Source organism: Streptomyces yaizuensis (assembly GCF_034961445.1).
GTDB lineage: Bacteria > Actinomycetota > Actinomycetes > Streptomycetales > Streptomycetaceae > Streptomyces > Streptomyces yaizuensis.
In genome coordinates this window covers 126,947-141,596 of the sequence record NZ_BSBI01000018.1, presented here as the reverse complement: position 1 = coordinate 141,596, position 14,650 = coordinate 126,947, and the positions used below count along the sequence as shown (strand labels likewise).

Below are 14,650 nucleotides of genomic sequence, written 5' to 3'. Positions count from 1 at the left end.
GCGGCCGGAGGCCGCACAAGGAAGGGGTATGGCTGGTATGGGGGTTCGGTTCGATTCGGTCAGGGGAGGCGCGCGGCTCACACGACGGTGACCACCACCGAGTGCCGGCCGCGGGCCCCGTCCGGGAAGGGCCGGGTCCGCTCGGCGGGCTGGACGGCACCGTCGCCGTCGGTGGCCCGGACGGTGAGGGTGTGCGTACCCGGCTCGGGCCGCCACGCGAAGGACCACTGCCGCCAGGTGTCGCGGCTGTCCTCGGCGGCCAGGACGGCATCCCGCCAGGGCCCGTCGTCGACGCTGACCTCCACCCTCCTGATGCCGCGCCGCTGCGCCCACGCGACGCCCGCGACCATCACCGGGCCCGCGTCGGGGCGGCTGAACGGCCGGGGCGTGTCGATCCGCGACTGGGTCCCGACCGGCGCCCGGCGTGCCCACTTCCGCTTGACCCAGTACGCGTCGTAGGCGTCGAACGTGGTCAGCTCCAGCTCCTCGATCCACTTGCAGGCGGATACGTAGCCGTACAGACCGGGCACCACCATCCGGACGGGGAAGCCGTGCTCGAACGTGAGGGGTTCGCCGTTCATGCCGACGGCGAGCAGGGCGTCGCGGCCGTCCATGACGTCCTCGACGGGGGTGCCGATCGTCATGCCGTCGACGGAGCGGGCCACCAGCTGGTCGGCGGGGCCGCCGCGCGACGGGGGCCGTACGCCGCACGCGGCGAGCAGGCCGGCGAGGGGGACGCCGATCCAGCGGGCGTTGCCGACGTACGGTCCGCCCACCTCGTTCGAGACGCAGGTCAGGGTGATGTCACGCTCGATCAGCCCCCGGCCGAGCAGATCGGCGAAGGAGAGGTCGGCGGGGCGGGTGACGCCGGTCCCGCGGATACGCAGCCGCCAGCGGGTGGCGTCGACCTCGGGGACGACCAGGGCGGTGTCCACGCGGTAGAAGTCCTTGACGGGGGTGATGAACGGGCTCACGCCGGGGATCGGGAGCCGGGCCGCGCGGGGCACGGGACGCGCCGGGGAGACGGGCGGGGGCAGTGTCACGGCCTCCCGGGCGCTCGCGGCATCCCCGGATCGTGCCCGGCCGAGGGTACGGGCGAGTCCGCCGGCACCCGCCGAGAGGGCGGCCGCCGCGGTGGCGGCGGCGACGAAGCCGCGCCGGTCCCACGGGGGTTCGTCCGCGCCCCGACCCCTGGAGCCGGAGTGGGTCTGGGTGTGGGTGCGGGCGTCGGTCTGGGTGTGGGAGGTCGTGGCTCCGGCGGCGCTGTCCGCGGCCGGTGCGGTCCCGGGGCCCGGGGCCGCCGCACGCCGTGGTGCCAGCCGGCCGGTCAGTACGTACAGCACGAGCGCGCCGGCCAGGGCCCCGGCCAGCGACGGCAGGGCATCGAGGGGACCGGCGGCGTCGGGCCGACCGAGCGCGGCCCACGCGCCCACCGCCCCGAAGAGGAGTACTCCGGCCGCCCCGGCCCGCCGGTGCGTGAGCGCCGCCCGGCCGAGGACGGCGGCCGCGACGGCGAGCACCGCGACGATGCCGAGTTGGAGGACGGCCTTGTCGTTCTCGCCGAACGCGCGGATCGCCCAGTCCTTCACGGCGGTGGGCACCCGGTCGATCATCGCGCCGCCGACGGCGACCACCGGCGAGGTGGTGGGCCGCTCCCGCACCGCCGCCGCGTGCGCCACCGTGAGCGCCGCGGCTCCGGAGAGCAGCCCGGCAACCGCGGCCAGGAGGCGGGGGATCCGCCCGGGGCGCGGCGCCGGGTCCGTGTCTTCTTCGCTCACGAGGGGAATCCGGAGCGGAGGGCCGGGCGGATGGGCCGTTCACCCGAAGGAGTGGCGCCCTCGTCGGCAGGGTGCCGGGCCGACCCCGCCCACCTGCGACTTGACCTTGACGCAGACGGCAGGGTTCCACGATGGCCGCATGAACGCGAAGAGCAGCAACACCACCGCCAGGGTCGTCCTCGTCACCGGTGCCGGTACGGGCATCGGCCGGGCCACCGCGCGGGCGTTCGCCGCCCAAGGCGCCCACGTGGTCGCGGTCGGACGGCGTCCCGGCCCGCTCGCCGAGACCGCCGCCGGACATGACCGGATCACGCCGCTGGCCGCCGACATCACCGCCCCCGACGGGCCCGAGTACGTCGTCCGGTCCGTACGGGAGACCAACGGGCGGCTGGACGTCCTGGTCAACAACGCCGGCATCGTGCGCGGCGGCCCTCTCGGTACCCTGACCGCACAGATCATCACCGAGCAGCTGGCGACCAATCTCGTCGCGCCCGTCCTGCTCACCCAGGCCGCGCTGGCGCTCCTGGAGGCCGCGGACGGCGGGGTGGTCGTCAACGTGAGCACGTCCGTGGGACAGCGGGCCTGGCCCGGCAGCTCCGTCTACGCCGCCGGCAAGACCGCGCTGGAGCTGTTGACCCGCAGTTGGGCGGTGGAGCTGGCGCCTCGCGGGATCCGGGTGGTCGCCGTCGCGCCCGGCGCGATCGACACCCCGATCGGCGAGCACCAGGGGCTGACCCCGGAGCGCAGGGCCGAGGTGCGGGAATGGCAGCTGGCGCGGACCCCGTTGGGCCGGATCGGCCGCCCGGACGAGGTGGCGTGGGCGATCGCCGGGCTCGCCGCTCCGGAGGCGTCCTTCGTGACCGGCGTGGTGCTCCCGGTGGACGGCGGCGCCGTCGTGGCGTGAGCGCACCCGTGATAGGAGTTCCCCGTCGGGCAGGGCGGGGGACGGAAGGTGTGGTCCGGGTGCGGATCGGGGAACTGGCCGGGATGACGGGGACGACCGCGCGCGCCCTGCGCCACTACGAACAGGCCGGACTGATCTCCTCGGAGCGGGCGCCCAACGGCTATCGCGTCTACGGGGAACGGGCGGTTGTACGGGTCCGCAACATCCGCCATCTGCTCGCGGCCGGCCTCACCCTGGACGACGTCCAGGCCTTCCTGCCCTGTCTGGACGGGGATGTGAGTGCCGCGCCGCCGTCGGAGAAGGGCCTGCGGATCGCGCGGGACCGGCTGGCCGTCCTGGAGGAGCGGATCGCCGCCCAGACCGAGGCCCGTGACCGGCTGGCGTCGGCGCTCCGTCGACACGAAGACCGCAGGGACGCCGGGGACGGCGAAACCGAGGAAGACGGTCCCGGGCGGTCGGTCGACCGTGCGGACGCGGTGGGCTGACCGGGCTTCGACACGGATCGCCGCCGGGTGGCCGGGGTGGGAGCCCCGCCGCCCGGCGGCAGCACCGGTTCGGTCCGTGAGGACGCCCGGACGCCTGGATCCCTGGACGCCCGGACCCCTGGACGCCTGGACGCCTGGACGCCTGGACGTCAGCGGGTCAGGACGTCACTTGGCACAGGAGCAGGGGCGGCAGGTCTCGACCCGGACATCGTCGATGACCGGCCCGTACGGGCCGGACACCGTGCTGGCGAAGGCCAGGGTGGTCGTGGACCCACCGGCCACGAACGTGAACTGCCGCTGGACGTAGCCCATCGCCGCGAACGTCTTCCCGGTCGAGTCGAAGGTGAAGTCCTGGAAGTTCTGCCCGTCGACCAGGGCCCGGCCGGACTTCACGGCCGGGCCGCCGGCGGGGTTCGCGGCGAGCGCGTAGGTGACCGTGTAGGTCCGCCCGGCGGTCGTGGAGAAGGTCTGGGCCACCGCGCCCGCCTGGCCGGCGTTGAGGTCGACGGACTGGTCGCCCTCGGCCGCCTGCCAGAATCCGGCACCGATCAGGTCGACCGCGCCGGAGGTCACCTTCCACGGGCCGATCGGCTGCCCGGCGGTCACCGTGGTGAACGCGTTCGCGGGCGCGGTCGGATACTCGAAGCTGCCGTCGTCGAACCGGCTCACCGCGGCCGCCGCCGGAGCGGCCAGCGCCGCCCCCGACCCGGCCGCGAACAGCCCCGCCACGGCCGCGACAGCGACTAAGACACGCGTGACCATCATGAATACCTCCCGAATTGATGGGATTCTCCTACGACACGATCAGCCTCCCGCGTGGGGCGGAGCCGTGAGAAGGCGTGCGCCCTCCCTACGGAAGTGCGCCGCGGGGCGTACGTTCCCGGAGCGCCGCCGCGCACCCCAACGAGCCGTTTGGGAACCGTGGAGCCGGTGGGAGCCGGTGGGAGCCCGCGCGAGAACCGTGCAAGAACCGTGCGCGTCGAAAATCCGTGGGAGCCGCAGCGAAGATCGCACAGACTGGGGCCGTGACCGACATCGACACCGACATCGACACCGACATCGTCCGCACCCTCGTCGCCGAGCAGTTCCCCGAGTGGGGCGGCCTCGCGATCCGGCCCGTGGCCCGCCAGGGCTGGGACAACCGGACCTTCCGGCTCGGCGACGCACTGTCCGTGCGCCTCCCGAGTGCCGAGCGCTACGCGGCCGCCATCACCAAGGAGGACGGTTGTCTGCCCGTCCTGGCGGAGCATCTGCCGCTACCCGTTCCGGTGCCGGTCGCGACCGGCCGCCCGGGGCCGGGCCACCCGTTCCCTTGGTCGGTACGGCGCTGGCTCCCCGGGGAGACCGTCGAGTTCGCGGCGGACGTCGACCGGGTCCGGCTGGCGCACGACCTGGGCGCCTTCCTGACCGCGCTGCGGAAGGCCCCGGCCCGGCGGGGACCGGCCGGGGGGCGCCACTCCTTCTACCGGGGCTGTCACCCCAGCGTCTACGGTGACCAGGTCGAATACGCCCTCGACCGGCTCGACGGCACCCTCGGCGGCGACGGCACCGCCGCCTGCCGGGCGATCTGGGCGAGCGCGCTGACATCGGCCTGGCCGCATCCGCCGGTGTGGTTCCACGGCGACATCGCCGTCGGCAATCTGCTCACCGTCGACGGCGCGCTGTCCTCGGTCATCGACTTCGGCACCTGCGGCACCGGCGATCCCGCCTGCGATCTGGTCATCGCCTGGACCCACTTCGCCGGGACCGAACGGCGGGTCTTCCGGGAGGCCGCCGGGCTGGACGACGACACCTGGCGGCGGGCACGCGGCTGGGCGCTGTGGAAGGCGCTGGCGACCATGGCCGGTCTGTCCAGCCCGGACCCCACGGGCGTGCAGAGCCGCGTCCTCGCCGAGGTCCTCCGGGACCCGGTCGTCGGCTGAGACCGCCCGCCGGTCACGGCCGCCCGTCGATCAAAGCCGTTCGCCGATCGCGGCCGACCGGCGTCGGCGACCGGCCTCAGGACCGGCCGCCGGCAGTGTGTCCCGGTCACCGGATACCGGATACCGGATACCGGCTACCGGACTCAGATGCCGAACTGCTGCGGGGAGAGCCCGAGCGCCCCGCACACATCGCGCAGGACCTGCTCCTCGGCGGGCGTGATGTACCCGTCGGCCCCGGCGACGACGATGCCGGTCTGGACGACGGCCTGCGCCTCGGTCGGCTTCTTCGCGGCCTTCGCCACCTCCTGGAGGGCCTCGGCCCGGCCCCGGGCGAAGTCCGTCATGAGCAGGTCGACATGCTTGTTGAAACGGCTGCGCAGCTGGTCGGCCGGGAAGTTCTGCAACACCTCGTTGGAGAGGATCAGCGACTCGACGTGCTGCCGCTCGGCGGGGTCGACATGCCCGTCGGCGGCCGCGACCAGGGCGCACGTGGCCATGCTCGCGTCCCGGTAGGCGCCGCTCTTCAGCTCCGTCTTGAGCGAGCCGAGCTGAGTCTTCAACAGGCCCACGAGCTGGGCCTTCGACCCTCCGGCCGCACCCTGTCCGGAGCCGGGCCGGCCATGGCCGACCGGTCCGTGGCCGGGCTGCCCGTACCCGCCGTGCCCATGCCCGCCCTGTCCGTGCCCGGAGCCGGTCCGCGCGCCGCCGGACCCCTGGACCTGCTGCTGGATGGCCTTGGTCGCCTGATCCTTGATCCGGTCCCACATCGCCACTGGTGCCACCTCGGTTGCGTGTCGTCTTCCCCCGACGCGTGCCATCACGCGTCATCCGTGAGAACGCTTTATACCCCACACTTAGTTCCATACCTGGCCTCGCGCCCGGTTCCTAACGGTTCGCCGGATTTGACGCGCGTTCGCCGGTGGACACCGTCGCGTAGGCACCTATCACGTACTCACCTGTCGCTCCGTTCGCCTTCCCCGAGCGCGGCGACATACTCACGGGCCAGCCGCAGCACCTCGGAGTGCAGCGCCTCACCCGCCGCGAGGACCCCGGGCAGCAGCTCCCGTTCCAGGGTGACCGCCCGGAAGGCCATGCCCACCGTGACCCCGTGGTCCGGCCGGTGCACGATCTCGACCGGGTCGCCGGCGCGGATCTCGCCGGGGGCGATCACCCGGAGATAGGCGCCGGTGACGGCCTGCCGGGTGAAGCGCCTGACCCAGCCCTGCTCGCCGATCCGGCCCTGGAAGGTGCGGCAGGCGATCCGTCCGCTCGTTATCTCCAGGATCAGTTCGGGCCCCACCCGCCAGCGCTCGCCGATCCTGGCGCCGGTGATGTCCACGCCGGCGGTGGTGAGGTTCTCCCCGAACGTGCCGGGTGGCAGCGGCCGCCCCAGTTCGCGTTCCCAGAAGTCCAGATCCTCCCGGGCGAAGGCGTACACGGCCTGATCGTCGCCGCCGTGGTGGCGCAGGTCGCACACCGTGTCGCCGGCCAGACCGCTGCCCCCGAGGCCCGGGGGACCCGGGTCCGCCACCCGGACCGGCCCGTCGACGGGCTCCTTGAAGATCCCGGTGACGCCGCTGGGGGCGTTGGTGTACGCCACGGCCTTCGGACGGCCCAGATTCACGCTCAACAGCCTCATGCACCGGAGGCTAGCGCCGTGCACGGGACGGTTCGCCGGGTCCGTGTCCGGATCCGTGTCCACGGGACCGATGACTTTCCTCCGACTCTGACGTCTACGCTGCGAAACGATCACATCGGTGGCCCGAAATCGACCGGGTCCGACCGTTCAGGGATGCAAGGGGAGTCATGGGTACGTACGTTCAGCTCGGCGCGGTGAAGACCTGGTACGACGTGACGGGCACGGGCGAACCGCTGGTGCTGCTGCACGGCGGTCTGGTGGACGCCCGGTTCTTTGAGCCGAACCTGGGCGCGCTCGCCGAGCACTACCGCGTCCACACCCCGGAGCGGCGGGGCCACGGTCACACGCCGGACGTCCCGGGCCCGATCACCTACCAGCTGATGGCGGACGACATGATCGCCTTCCTGGAGACGGTGGTCGGCGGGCCGGCCGATCTGGTGGGGCACAGCGACGGCGCGTTCACAGCGATGTTCGTGGCCATGCAGCGGCCCGACCTGGTGAAGCGGCTCGTTCTGATCAGCGGCGGTTTCAACAAGTCCGGTTCGGCCGAGCCCGAGGGCATGGAGTGGGACGTGGACGAGCTGGCCCGCTATCTCGGCCCGGCCTACGGCGAGGTGTCGCCGGACGGCGAGGAGCACTTCACCGTGGTCGCCACCAAGATCGGTGAGATGGCGGCGAAGGAACCGGACCTCGAAGCGGGGGACCTGGCGAAGGTCACGGCCCGGACGCTGGTGATGTTCGCGGACGACGATCTGGTGACCCTCGCGCACATGACGGAGATGTTCCAGGCACTGCCCGAGGCGGAGCTGGCGATCGTGCCCGGGACCTCGCACTTCCTCACGCAGGAGAAGCCGGAGCTGGTGAACCGGCTGGTCGTCGACTTCCTCACCCGGGAGCCCGTCCCCACGGTCGCCCCGATCCGGCGCGCGCCCGCGCAGGAGGCGTAAGCCTCGCACAGGAGGCAGGAGGCAGGAGGCAGGGGAGGCAGGAGGCGCAGGGTTTCAGGGACGGCGGCCCGGCGGGAGCATCAGGACGGGCCCTCCACGACCCGGCGGGCCGCCTCGCTCTCGGCGGCGGGCGGTGACAGCTCGCTGAGGATGTCGAGGTCGTGGTCCTTCACCAACTCGGCCTCCCAGGCGTCGGCGAGGCGTTCCCGGTCCTCCCGGGGCAGGCGCTCCACCTCGGCCCGGTGCTCCGGGCTCAGGGCCTTCAGGAATCGTGTCACCGTGTCGTCCGGCATCCCGCTCTCCTCGGTCCGTGGGCTGGGACCCCGGTCGGGTCCGGCACCAGCATGACCCGGAGGGCCGGTCCGGCACCGGCGCCACAGCCCCGGCAGACCCGAACGGCCCGCACCGGCGCCCCGATGGGGGACCGCCGGAGCGGCCGCCGGGGCGGACCGCCGCCCGGGGTCAGTCCCGGCGGGCGTGCAGGAAGAGCTGGGGCTCGGGGGTAGCGTCGGCGTGGTCGGGTGCGAAAAGGCCGGCCTCCTGCCACAGGACCGAGAATCCGCTCGCGGTGACGGTGGCGGCGAACGCGTCCGCGCCGAAGCTGGTCACACGGACCGTCTGCCCCATGAACACCACATCGGTGGCCTCCACGTCCAGCGGGACGGTGGCGACGGCCAGCAGCCCGCCAGGGACCAGGGCCCGCGCGAGCCGGCGCAGCACATCGGCCTGCTCCGTACGGTCCATCTGGAGCAGGGAGAAGTACACGCAGACGGCGTCGAAGCTCGCGTCGGCGAGGTCGGTGGTGCGGATGTCCGCGCGGAGGAAGGACGCCTCGGGCACCTGGCGGGAGGCGAGTTCCACCATGACCGGAGAGACGTCGATGCCCTGGATGTGATGGCCGGCGTCGACGAGGGTGCGCGCGGTGGGGCGGCCCGTGCCACTGCCCACGTCGAGGACCCTGCTGCCCGGCGGGAGTGCGTCGATCAGCCGCCGCAGCGAGTCCAGGTGGGCGGGGGACGCGGCGAACGCGCGCTCGTAGTCGGCGCCGAGGGCGTCGAACACGGCCGCCGCGTCGGTGCCGTCGCCGGTGCCACTGCCCGTGTCGTCGCCGGTGCCGCCGCCGATACCGCGCTCCAGGTCCATCAGCGTGGTCCCCTCCCCCGTATCCGTTCCGTACGTCAGGGCACGTCCGGGAGGTACCGCACGGCCCTGTTCATCCTCCCCTGCGGGCCGCGACCCAAACAGGTGTTCCGGCCAGGGCCCGGCCCATCGGGCCGAGACCGGGAGCGGGACCGGGAGCGGGAGCGGTGACGGAAGAGTGGAGGGCGGCCCGCTGTTCGGACCGTACGGACATGCTTCAACTCCCCTGTGCATCACATGGAGCGCATGAAGCACATAAACCACATGAACGGAGCATCCGTGGCACGCGTACGCGCACTGGACCCGAATGTCTGCGGTGTGACCGCGGCGATCGCCGTCATCGACGGCAAGTGGAAGACACCGCTGCTGTGGGTGCTGGAGTCCGGGCCCCAGCGCCCCGGGGCGATACGGCGGCAGCTGACGGGCCTCAGGGAGAAGGTGCTGACGCAGGCCCTGCGCGAGATGGAGGCGGACGGTCTGGTCCACCGGGAGGTGTACGACACACGGCCGCTGAAGACCGAGTACTCGCTGACCCCGCTCGGCCGTGAACTCTCGGACGCGCTGGCGCCGCTCTCGGACTGGCACCACCGCCGTCTGGAACTGCTCGCGGAGGCCCATCCGGCCTCGTGACACCGCACCCCCCTGTCGTACGGGAACACACCACCGGAGCCGGCGCCCCGGCGCGTGGGCGACGCGGCCCGGCCGGGCCTGCCGCCGATGGTTCGGCGGCAGGCCCGGCCGGGGTGTCCGGGTGCCCGGTCATCCGGGTGTCGGGGCGTGCCCGGGTGTCCGGGGTCAGGCGTTGCCGTTGCCGCTCGCCGAGGCGTGGCTGGCCATCACGGCGCCGTAGAACGGCATCGCGAGGCTGCTGAAGATGTCGGCGGTGCCGGGGCCGCCGGGGGTCTTCCAGTCGCGCAGCAGCTCGGAGACGACGCCCACCGTGCTGTTGAGCGTGGCGCCCGCGTTCTGGAGGCGCAGCAGGGAGGTCTCACGGGCGAGCTTGTTGGTGGTGCCCGACGCGTCGAAGACGGCGTGGACGTTGTAGCCGCGGCCGAGGGCCGAGAGCGAGGCGAACATCAGGCAGACGTCGGTGATGACACCCGCGATGACGAGGTTGGGGCGGTTCATGGCGCGGACGGCCTCGTCGAAGCGCGGGTCGTCGAAGGCGTCGACCTCGCCGCTGCGGTGGATGATCGGCGCGCCCTCGGGCAGCTCGGCGACGAGTTCCGGGAGCAGCGGGCCGTTGGGGCCCTGGGGGGCGGAGGTGGTGGCCACCACCGGAAGGTTGAAGACCTTGGCGGTCCGGGCGAGCGCCTGGGCGTTGCGGCGGACCTCGTTCTGGTCGTGGTCCTGGACGCCGAGGAGCAGTCCGGTCTGGTGGTCGACCAGCAGGATGCCGGTGTTCTCGGGGGTGAGCCGGTCGGTGAGGTAGCTGTTGCTCATGGTTCTGCGGTTCCTTCAGGTGGGGCCGCCGTGGCGGCTGTGGCCTGCTGCGCGCCCTTTTGTTGCGTGCGCATTCATCCAAACAGAGAAGATGCGGCCCTCATTCCACCCGGTCGGCTTTTATGATGTGACGTGCGTCACTCCGGAAGGCCGCATCCCTCGGCGCCCGCCGCCACGGCGAAGCGGTCGAGGATCGCGCCCAGCGCCGCCAGATCCGCACCGCTCAGCCGGGCGGCGAACGTCTGGTCGACGACCTCCGCGTTGGTCCGCACGGCCGCCCTCCGCACGGCCCGGCCCTCGTCGGTGAGCAGGATCAGCGCGCCCCGCTGGTCCTCCGCGACCGGGGTACGCGTGACCAGGCCGCGCTTGGCCAGCCGGTCGCACATCCGGCTCACGGCGCTCTGCGTCAGCACCGTCCGCTTGCCGAGATCCTTCATCCGCGCACCGGCGGACGGAATGTTCACCAGCGTGTCGAACTCGCTCACCGACAGCCGGTGCCGCTCGTCCAACGCGCGTCCGATCTCCGCCAGCACCTCCTGGTGGACCTCCATGTACGACCGCCACACCCCGACCTTGAACGCCAGGGGAACGGCCGGCTCACTGTCCGGCACCCGACCTCCTCACACACCGATGACCGGGCACCATTCTGGCAACCGGACCGGGGGACGGGCGCAGCGGCGCACCCCGCCGTGGCCTCGGGACCACGGACCGTACGGCGGGGGCGGGCATCGGGACCGTACGGGGCGGGCGTCGCGGCACGGCAGGACGGCGGGGCGTGGCGGGGCGTCACCGCCTGGACAGCTCGCGTACGGTCTCCACCGCGTCCCGGACGTACGGGTGCGGGTCCCCGGCGAGACGGTCCAGGAGATCCGCGACCCCGGGCGTCGACCAGTGGGCGACCGCCCACGCGAGATCCCCGCGTACGCCCGCGTCGGGGTGGTCGGCGAGCCGGGCCAGCTGGCGGAGCGGGCCCCTGCGACGGAAGCTGAACCAGTCCAGCGCCTCCCGCAGCGCGGCCGGATCACCCGGGTCGCCCGCGGCCGCGATCCGGGCCAGCAGGATCCGGGCCGGCGGCGGCGGGCCGTCCAGCGGATGCGCCAGCCGTTCGCGCAGCCGCCGCGCCCCGTACCCACCGCGTATCCGGCAGCCCTGGCAGGTACAGGGGCGCCGGCCGTGCGCGCCGGGCACGTACCGCCAGCCCACCGTCTGCGGCACGGCGCGGATCCGGTGCACCTCCCGGGGCCGGACCGACCGGGGGACGAACACCTCCCAGCCGCGCGGGTCGTCCAGGGCCGCGATCCGCGCCACCGCGCCGGCGGCGGTGGTGCGGACGCCGTCGTCGCCGTAGTGCCCGACCCGTACCTCTTCGGTGTCGGGCAGCCGGACATGGACCGCCACGAGACCGCCGCCGCCCCCGAACCGGGCCAGCTCGCGCAGCCACTGGTGGGTGAGGGTGTACGACGGCAGCACGGGGAAGCAGAACACTCCGCGCGCTCCGCCGCCCCGGCTGCCCGCCGCACGGAGCCCGGAGCGGCGGACGCGTGCCGCGTTCGACGCCGGTGTCAGATGCACGAGGATCGCCATGAGCGGGCATCGTAGGCGAAGGCGAACCGCCGTGTCCGGGGGCGGGCTCCCCGGGGGCAGGGGCGGCTCCCGCCGGGGAAAGGGGCTGCGCGCGGCCGGCCGAGCCGATACCGTGCCCGGCATGTGCTGATCTTCAGGGCGGTGTCACGGCTGCCCGACCCACCGGAGGACGACCCTCCATCGACGCGGTGACGAGGGCCGCCCGGCATGTCCGTTCCCCGCCGAACCGACCGGAGATCGCCCCATGACCCGCCAGCCGCACCAGCCGTTCCCGTCATCCCAGCCGTCCCGGCCTCCGCTGACCTTCGCCGCCGTCGTCGCGGCCGCCACCGCGGACCCCTCCGTCGCCGGGCTCGTCCTCAAGGGCTCCCACGCCCACGACGGCATGGCCACCGGGCGTTCCGACCACGATCTGTACATCCTCCACGCGGACGGCGCGGACAGCGCCGACGCCGCGGGCCCCGTGGCGGCGGGTGCGCTCGCCGGGCTCGACGGCCACCGGTCCGCGACGCTCGATCTCCTGGTGATGCCGGTCGGCGCGTTCCGCCGGCTCGGCGGGTACGAGCGGTACGCGCTCGCCCGGTCCCGGGTGCTCCTCGACCGGCTCGACGGCGAGATCACCAGGATCGTCGCGGCGAAGGGCCGGCTCAACGCCGACGAGGCCGCGCGGGAGGCGGCCGACCGGCTCGACGCGTACGCCAACTCGCTCTACCGGTCGGTCAAGAACGCCCGCGACGGCCTCGCGCTCGCCGCCAGGCTCGACGCCGCCGACAGCGTCGGTTTCCTGCTGGACGTGCTCTTCGCCCTGGACCGCCGGCCCCGCCCCTACAACAAGTACCTGGTGTGGGAGCTGGAGCGGTATCCGCTGCCGGGGTGGGAGACGACGGAACTGGTCGACGCGATCGACCGGATCTCGGCCACGGGCGACGTGCCGGCGCAGCGGCGTCTCTTCGCCCGTGTCGAGTCGGTGGCCCGTGGCGCCGGGCTCGGAGACACCCTGGACGCGTGGGGCGGGGACCTGCTCGCGATGCGTCCGGGGGCGGACGACGCAGTGTCCTGAGGACTGTCCTGTCATCCCATGGGACTGAGGATCACGCCGTGTCCAGGTCGGTGCCCACGGCGCCGACGGAGCGAAGCGAACGCCCGAGACGTCCGGTGAGGATGCGGGGGTGACGCCGCCACCACCAGAGGTCGGGGCCGGGTATGCCGTGGAACTGGTCGACAGCATGCCCGTCGTCGTCGATGGTCGCGGCCTTGTACCGGTCGTCCAGAGCTTTGATCTGCGGGGTCCAGAGCTGGACGATGTGTTCGTCCAGGTGGAGCCACGCCTCGTGCAGCCAGTTCCGGCAGTAGAGGTCGTTGGCGTACTCGTAGATCTCATCGCCGTAGCCGCGCTCGATGGCTCTCACCAGAGCGGCCCAGGCGTTCACCCTTTCAGCGACCGTGAACGCCTTCCGCCAGCCGCGCCGGTGCAACAGCTCTCCTACCTCGGTCTCAGTTGCCACGGATGCAAGGCTCTCATGCGGCTTTGCCGCTCCGCGGGTCAGGATGGTTCCCGGGGCGGGTTCGGACCGCCAGGTAGCCGGTCAGGCCGCCCAGCGCGAGGCACAGCGGCGAGTACAGCGCGAGGTCCCAGTGCCGGAACTCGGCGGGAACTTCCCTCAGGTCGAGGCCGGACACAAGCAGGCCGCCCAGTCCGCGGGCGGCCAGCACGCCGGAGAGCGTCCACAGGCCCGTCCGCACCAGCCGTGAGGGGGCGAGCCGGTGCGCCGGCCGGGCGGCCGTGACCGTGAGCCACGCACCCGCGCCGAGCAGTCCGGCGACCGCCAGCGTCTCGGGGGTCGAGGGCAGTCGGCTCTCCCCGACGCCGACCACGGCGGCCGCGAACTCGGCACGGGTGGCCAGCGGCCAAGGAGAGACCGTCCACACCACGTGCAGGGCGCCCGCCGCCGCCAGGCCGACGGCTGCGACACCGGCTGCGGCGCGGGCGCCACCTCCGGCGCCGCCCGCCGTACCACTTCCCGTACGGCTTCCCGTACCGCTTCCCGAGTGGCTTCCCGTACCGCCTCCGGGGCCGCCCGCCGAACCGAGCAGCCATTCCATGGCCTTCACGCTGCCGCCCTTCCCCACTCCACAGGTCCGCCACCGGCACCGGGGCAGATCCATGCATCACTGTATGGATGTTCCGTACAGTACTGTACGGAACATGGCGAAGGGCAAGGTCAGCAAGGGCGACTGGACGTTGGCGGCACTGCGGGCATTTGCCCGCGGCGGGGTCGCCGCAGTGGCGGTGGACGTACTCGCCAGGGAACTCGGCGTCACGCGCGGCAGCTTCTACTGGCACTTCGAGAACCGGGAGGCCCTCCTGGTGGCCGCCCTGGAGACCTGGGAGCGGCACGGTACGGCAGAGGTCATCGCGGCCGTCCGGGAGGAGGCCGACCCCCTGGCGCGGGCGCGGACCCTGCTCGCCGAGGCGCTGGGGGACGAGAAGATCGCCGGGCTGGAGCCGGCCCTCGCCGCGCATACCGGCCATCCCGCCGTCGCCGAGGTCGTCGCGCGCGTCACCCGGGCCCGACTCGCCTTCCTCGAAGAGGTGTACGCCGACGTCGGCTTCGGGCCGCGGGACGCCCGCCATCGGGCCCTCGCCGCGTACGCCGCCTATCTGGGCTGGCTCGAACTGCGCCGGACGGCACCCGACGCGGCCCCCGAAGCACAGCTCCAGGACCCCGGCTCGGCCGCGGCCCTCGACCACCTGGTCGACATGATCCTCGCGCCGGGTGGTCCGGAGACCGGACCAGCATGAATCCC

The 14,650-nt window shown here is 73.2% G+C and carries 18 protein-coding genes; 7 read left to right on the top strand and 11 right to left on the bottom strand.

The window, feature by feature from the left end; all coding sequences use genetic code 11:
* Positions 1-77: 77 nt before the first annotated feature.
* The gene (locus tag SYYSPA8_RS33260) at positions 78-1,778 is read right to left on the bottom strand and encodes a molybdopterin-dependent oxidoreductase (protein WP_323451150.1); all 1,701 of its coding nucleotides are present in this window, start codon (positions 1,776-1,778) and stop codon (positions 78-80) included.
* A gap of 139 nt (positions 1,779-1,917) precedes the next feature.
* Here SYYSPA8_RS33260 and SYYSPA8_RS33255 point away from each other — a divergent pair, with 139 nt between their 5' ends.
* Both SYYSPA8_RS33255 and SYYSPA8_RS33250 read left to right on the top strand, forming a co-directional pair.
* Positions 1,918-2,682, top strand: coding sequence for an SDR family NAD(P)-dependent oxidoreductase (locus SYYSPA8_RS33255; protein ID WP_323451149.1), 765 nt, complete (start codon positions 1,918-1,920; stop codon positions 2,680-2,682).
* A 59-nt stretch (positions 2,683-2,741) separates the two neighbouring features.
* Positions 2,742-3,167, top strand: a complete 426-nt coding sequence (locus tag SYYSPA8_RS33250; protein ID WP_323451148.1) for a MerR family transcriptional regulator — start codon at positions 2,742-2,744, stop codon at positions 3,165-3,167.
* 165 nt (positions 3,168-3,332) lie between these two features.
* Here SYYSPA8_RS33250 and SYYSPA8_RS33245 read toward each other — a convergent pair whose 3' ends face one another.
* A complete protein-coding gene (locus SYYSPA8_RS33245; RefSeq protein ID WP_323451147.1) occupies positions 3,333-3,932 on the bottom strand; it encodes a choice-of-anchor C family protein in 600 nt (199 codons plus the stop codon).
* A gap of 260 nt (positions 3,933-4,192) precedes the next feature.
* On the opposite strand from SYYSPA8_RS33245, the gene SYYSPA8_RS33240 reads away from it, so the two are divergent.
* Positions 4,193-5,089, top strand: a complete 897-nt coding sequence (locus tag SYYSPA8_RS33240; RefSeq protein ID WP_323451146.1) for an aminoglycoside phosphotransferase family protein — start codon at positions 4,193-4,195, stop codon at positions 5,087-5,089.
* A 143-nt stretch (positions 5,090-5,232) separates the two neighbouring features.
* Here the strand turns inward: SYYSPA8_RS33240 and SYYSPA8_RS33235 are convergent, their stop codons facing one another.
* Positions 5,233-5,862 (bottom strand): tellurite resistance TerB family protein, encoded by a 630-nt coding sequence (locus tag SYYSPA8_RS33235; protein ID WP_323451145.1) that lies wholly within the window; start codon positions 5,860-5,862, stop codon positions 5,233-5,235.
* Positions 5,863-6,041: 179 nt separating this feature from the next.
* Positions 6,042-6,728: an MOSC domain-containing protein gene (locus SYYSPA8_RS33230; protein ID WP_323451144.1), complete on the bottom strand. Its 687-nt coding sequence runs from the start codon at positions 6,726-6,728 to the stop codon at positions 6,042-6,044.
* A 167-nt stretch (positions 6,729-6,895) separates the two neighbouring features.
* Between SYYSPA8_RS33230 and SYYSPA8_RS33225 the strand changes: the two genes are divergently transcribed.
* On the top strand, positions 6,896-7,675 hold the full coding sequence (locus tag SYYSPA8_RS33225) for an alpha/beta fold hydrolase (protein ID WP_323451143.1): 780 nt from the start codon (positions 6,896-6,898) through the stop codon (positions 7,673-7,675).
* 80 nt (positions 7,676-7,755) lie between these two features.
* On the opposite strand, the gene SYYSPA8_RS33220 is transcribed toward SYYSPA8_RS33225, so the two are convergent.
* A complete protein-coding gene (locus SYYSPA8_RS33220; protein WP_323451142.1) occupies positions 7,756-7,968 on the bottom strand; it encodes a hypothetical protein in 213 nt (70 codons plus the stop codon).
* Between the two features lie 169 nt (positions 7,969-8,137).
* Complete coding sequence (locus SYYSPA8_RS33215; RefSeq protein ID WP_323451141.1) at positions 8,138-8,818, bottom strand: class I SAM-dependent methyltransferase; 681 nt, start codon at positions 8,816-8,818, stop codon at positions 8,138-8,140.
* Positions 8,819-9,094: 276 nt separating this feature from the next.
* On the opposite strand from SYYSPA8_RS33215, the gene SYYSPA8_RS33210 reads away from it, so the two are divergent.
* Positions 9,095-9,445, top strand: a complete 351-nt coding sequence (locus SYYSPA8_RS33210; RefSeq protein ID WP_323451140.1) for a winged helix-turn-helix transcriptional regulator — start codon at positions 9,095-9,097, stop codon at positions 9,443-9,445.
* Between the two features lie 165 nt (positions 9,446-9,610).
* Here SYYSPA8_RS33210 and SYYSPA8_RS33205 read toward each other — a convergent pair whose 3' ends face one another.
* The 3 genes from SYYSPA8_RS33205 to SYYSPA8_RS33195 all read right to left on the bottom strand — a co-directional run bounded on the left by SYYSPA8_RS33205 (position 9,611) and on the right by SYYSPA8_RS33195 (position 11,842).
* Entirely contained in the window at positions 9,611-10,258 is a 648-nt protein-coding gene (locus tag SYYSPA8_RS33205) for an isochorismatase family protein (protein ID WP_323451139.1), read from the bottom strand.
* Positions 10,259-10,395: 137 nt separating this feature from the next.
* Positions 10,396-10,869, bottom strand: coding sequence for a MarR family winged helix-turn-helix transcriptional regulator (locus SYYSPA8_RS33200; protein ID WP_323451138.1), 474 nt, complete (start codon positions 10,867-10,869; stop codon positions 10,396-10,398).
* A 175-nt stretch (positions 10,870-11,044) separates the two neighbouring features.
* Positions 11,045-11,842: a HEAT repeat domain-containing protein gene (locus tag SYYSPA8_RS33195; protein WP_323451137.1), complete on the bottom strand. Its 798-nt coding sequence runs from the start codon at positions 11,840-11,842 to the stop codon at positions 11,045-11,047.
* A 244-nt stretch (positions 11,843-12,086) separates the two neighbouring features.
* On the opposite strand from SYYSPA8_RS33195, the gene SYYSPA8_RS33190 reads away from it, so the two are divergent.
* The gene (locus SYYSPA8_RS33190; protein WP_323451136.1) at positions 12,087-12,902 is read left to right on the top strand and encodes a hypothetical protein; all 816 of its coding nucleotides are present in this window, start codon (positions 12,087-12,089) and stop codon (positions 12,900-12,902) included.
* A gap of 31 nt (positions 12,903-12,933) precedes the next feature.
* Here the strand turns inward: SYYSPA8_RS33190 and SYYSPA8_RS33185 are convergent, their stop codons facing one another.
* The gene (locus SYYSPA8_RS33185) at positions 12,934-13,347 is read right to left on the bottom strand and encodes a hypothetical protein (protein WP_323451135.1); all 414 of its coding nucleotides are present in this window, start codon (positions 13,345-13,347) and stop codon (positions 12,934-12,936) included.
* Positions 13,348-13,360: 13 nt separating this feature from the next.
* Entirely contained in the window at positions 13,361-14,008 is a 648-nt protein-coding gene (locus tag SYYSPA8_RS33180) for a DUF3995 domain-containing protein (RefSeq protein ID WP_323451134.1), read from the bottom strand.
* A gap of 40 nt (positions 14,009-14,048) precedes the next feature.
* On the opposite strand from SYYSPA8_RS33180, the gene SYYSPA8_RS33175 reads away from it, so the two are divergent.
* Complete coding sequence (locus SYYSPA8_RS33175) at positions 14,049-14,645, top strand: TetR/AcrR family transcriptional regulator (RefSeq protein WP_323451133.1); 597 nt, start codon at positions 14,049-14,051, stop codon at positions 14,643-14,645.
* The last annotated feature ends 5 nt before the right edge of the window (positions 14,646-14,650 follow it).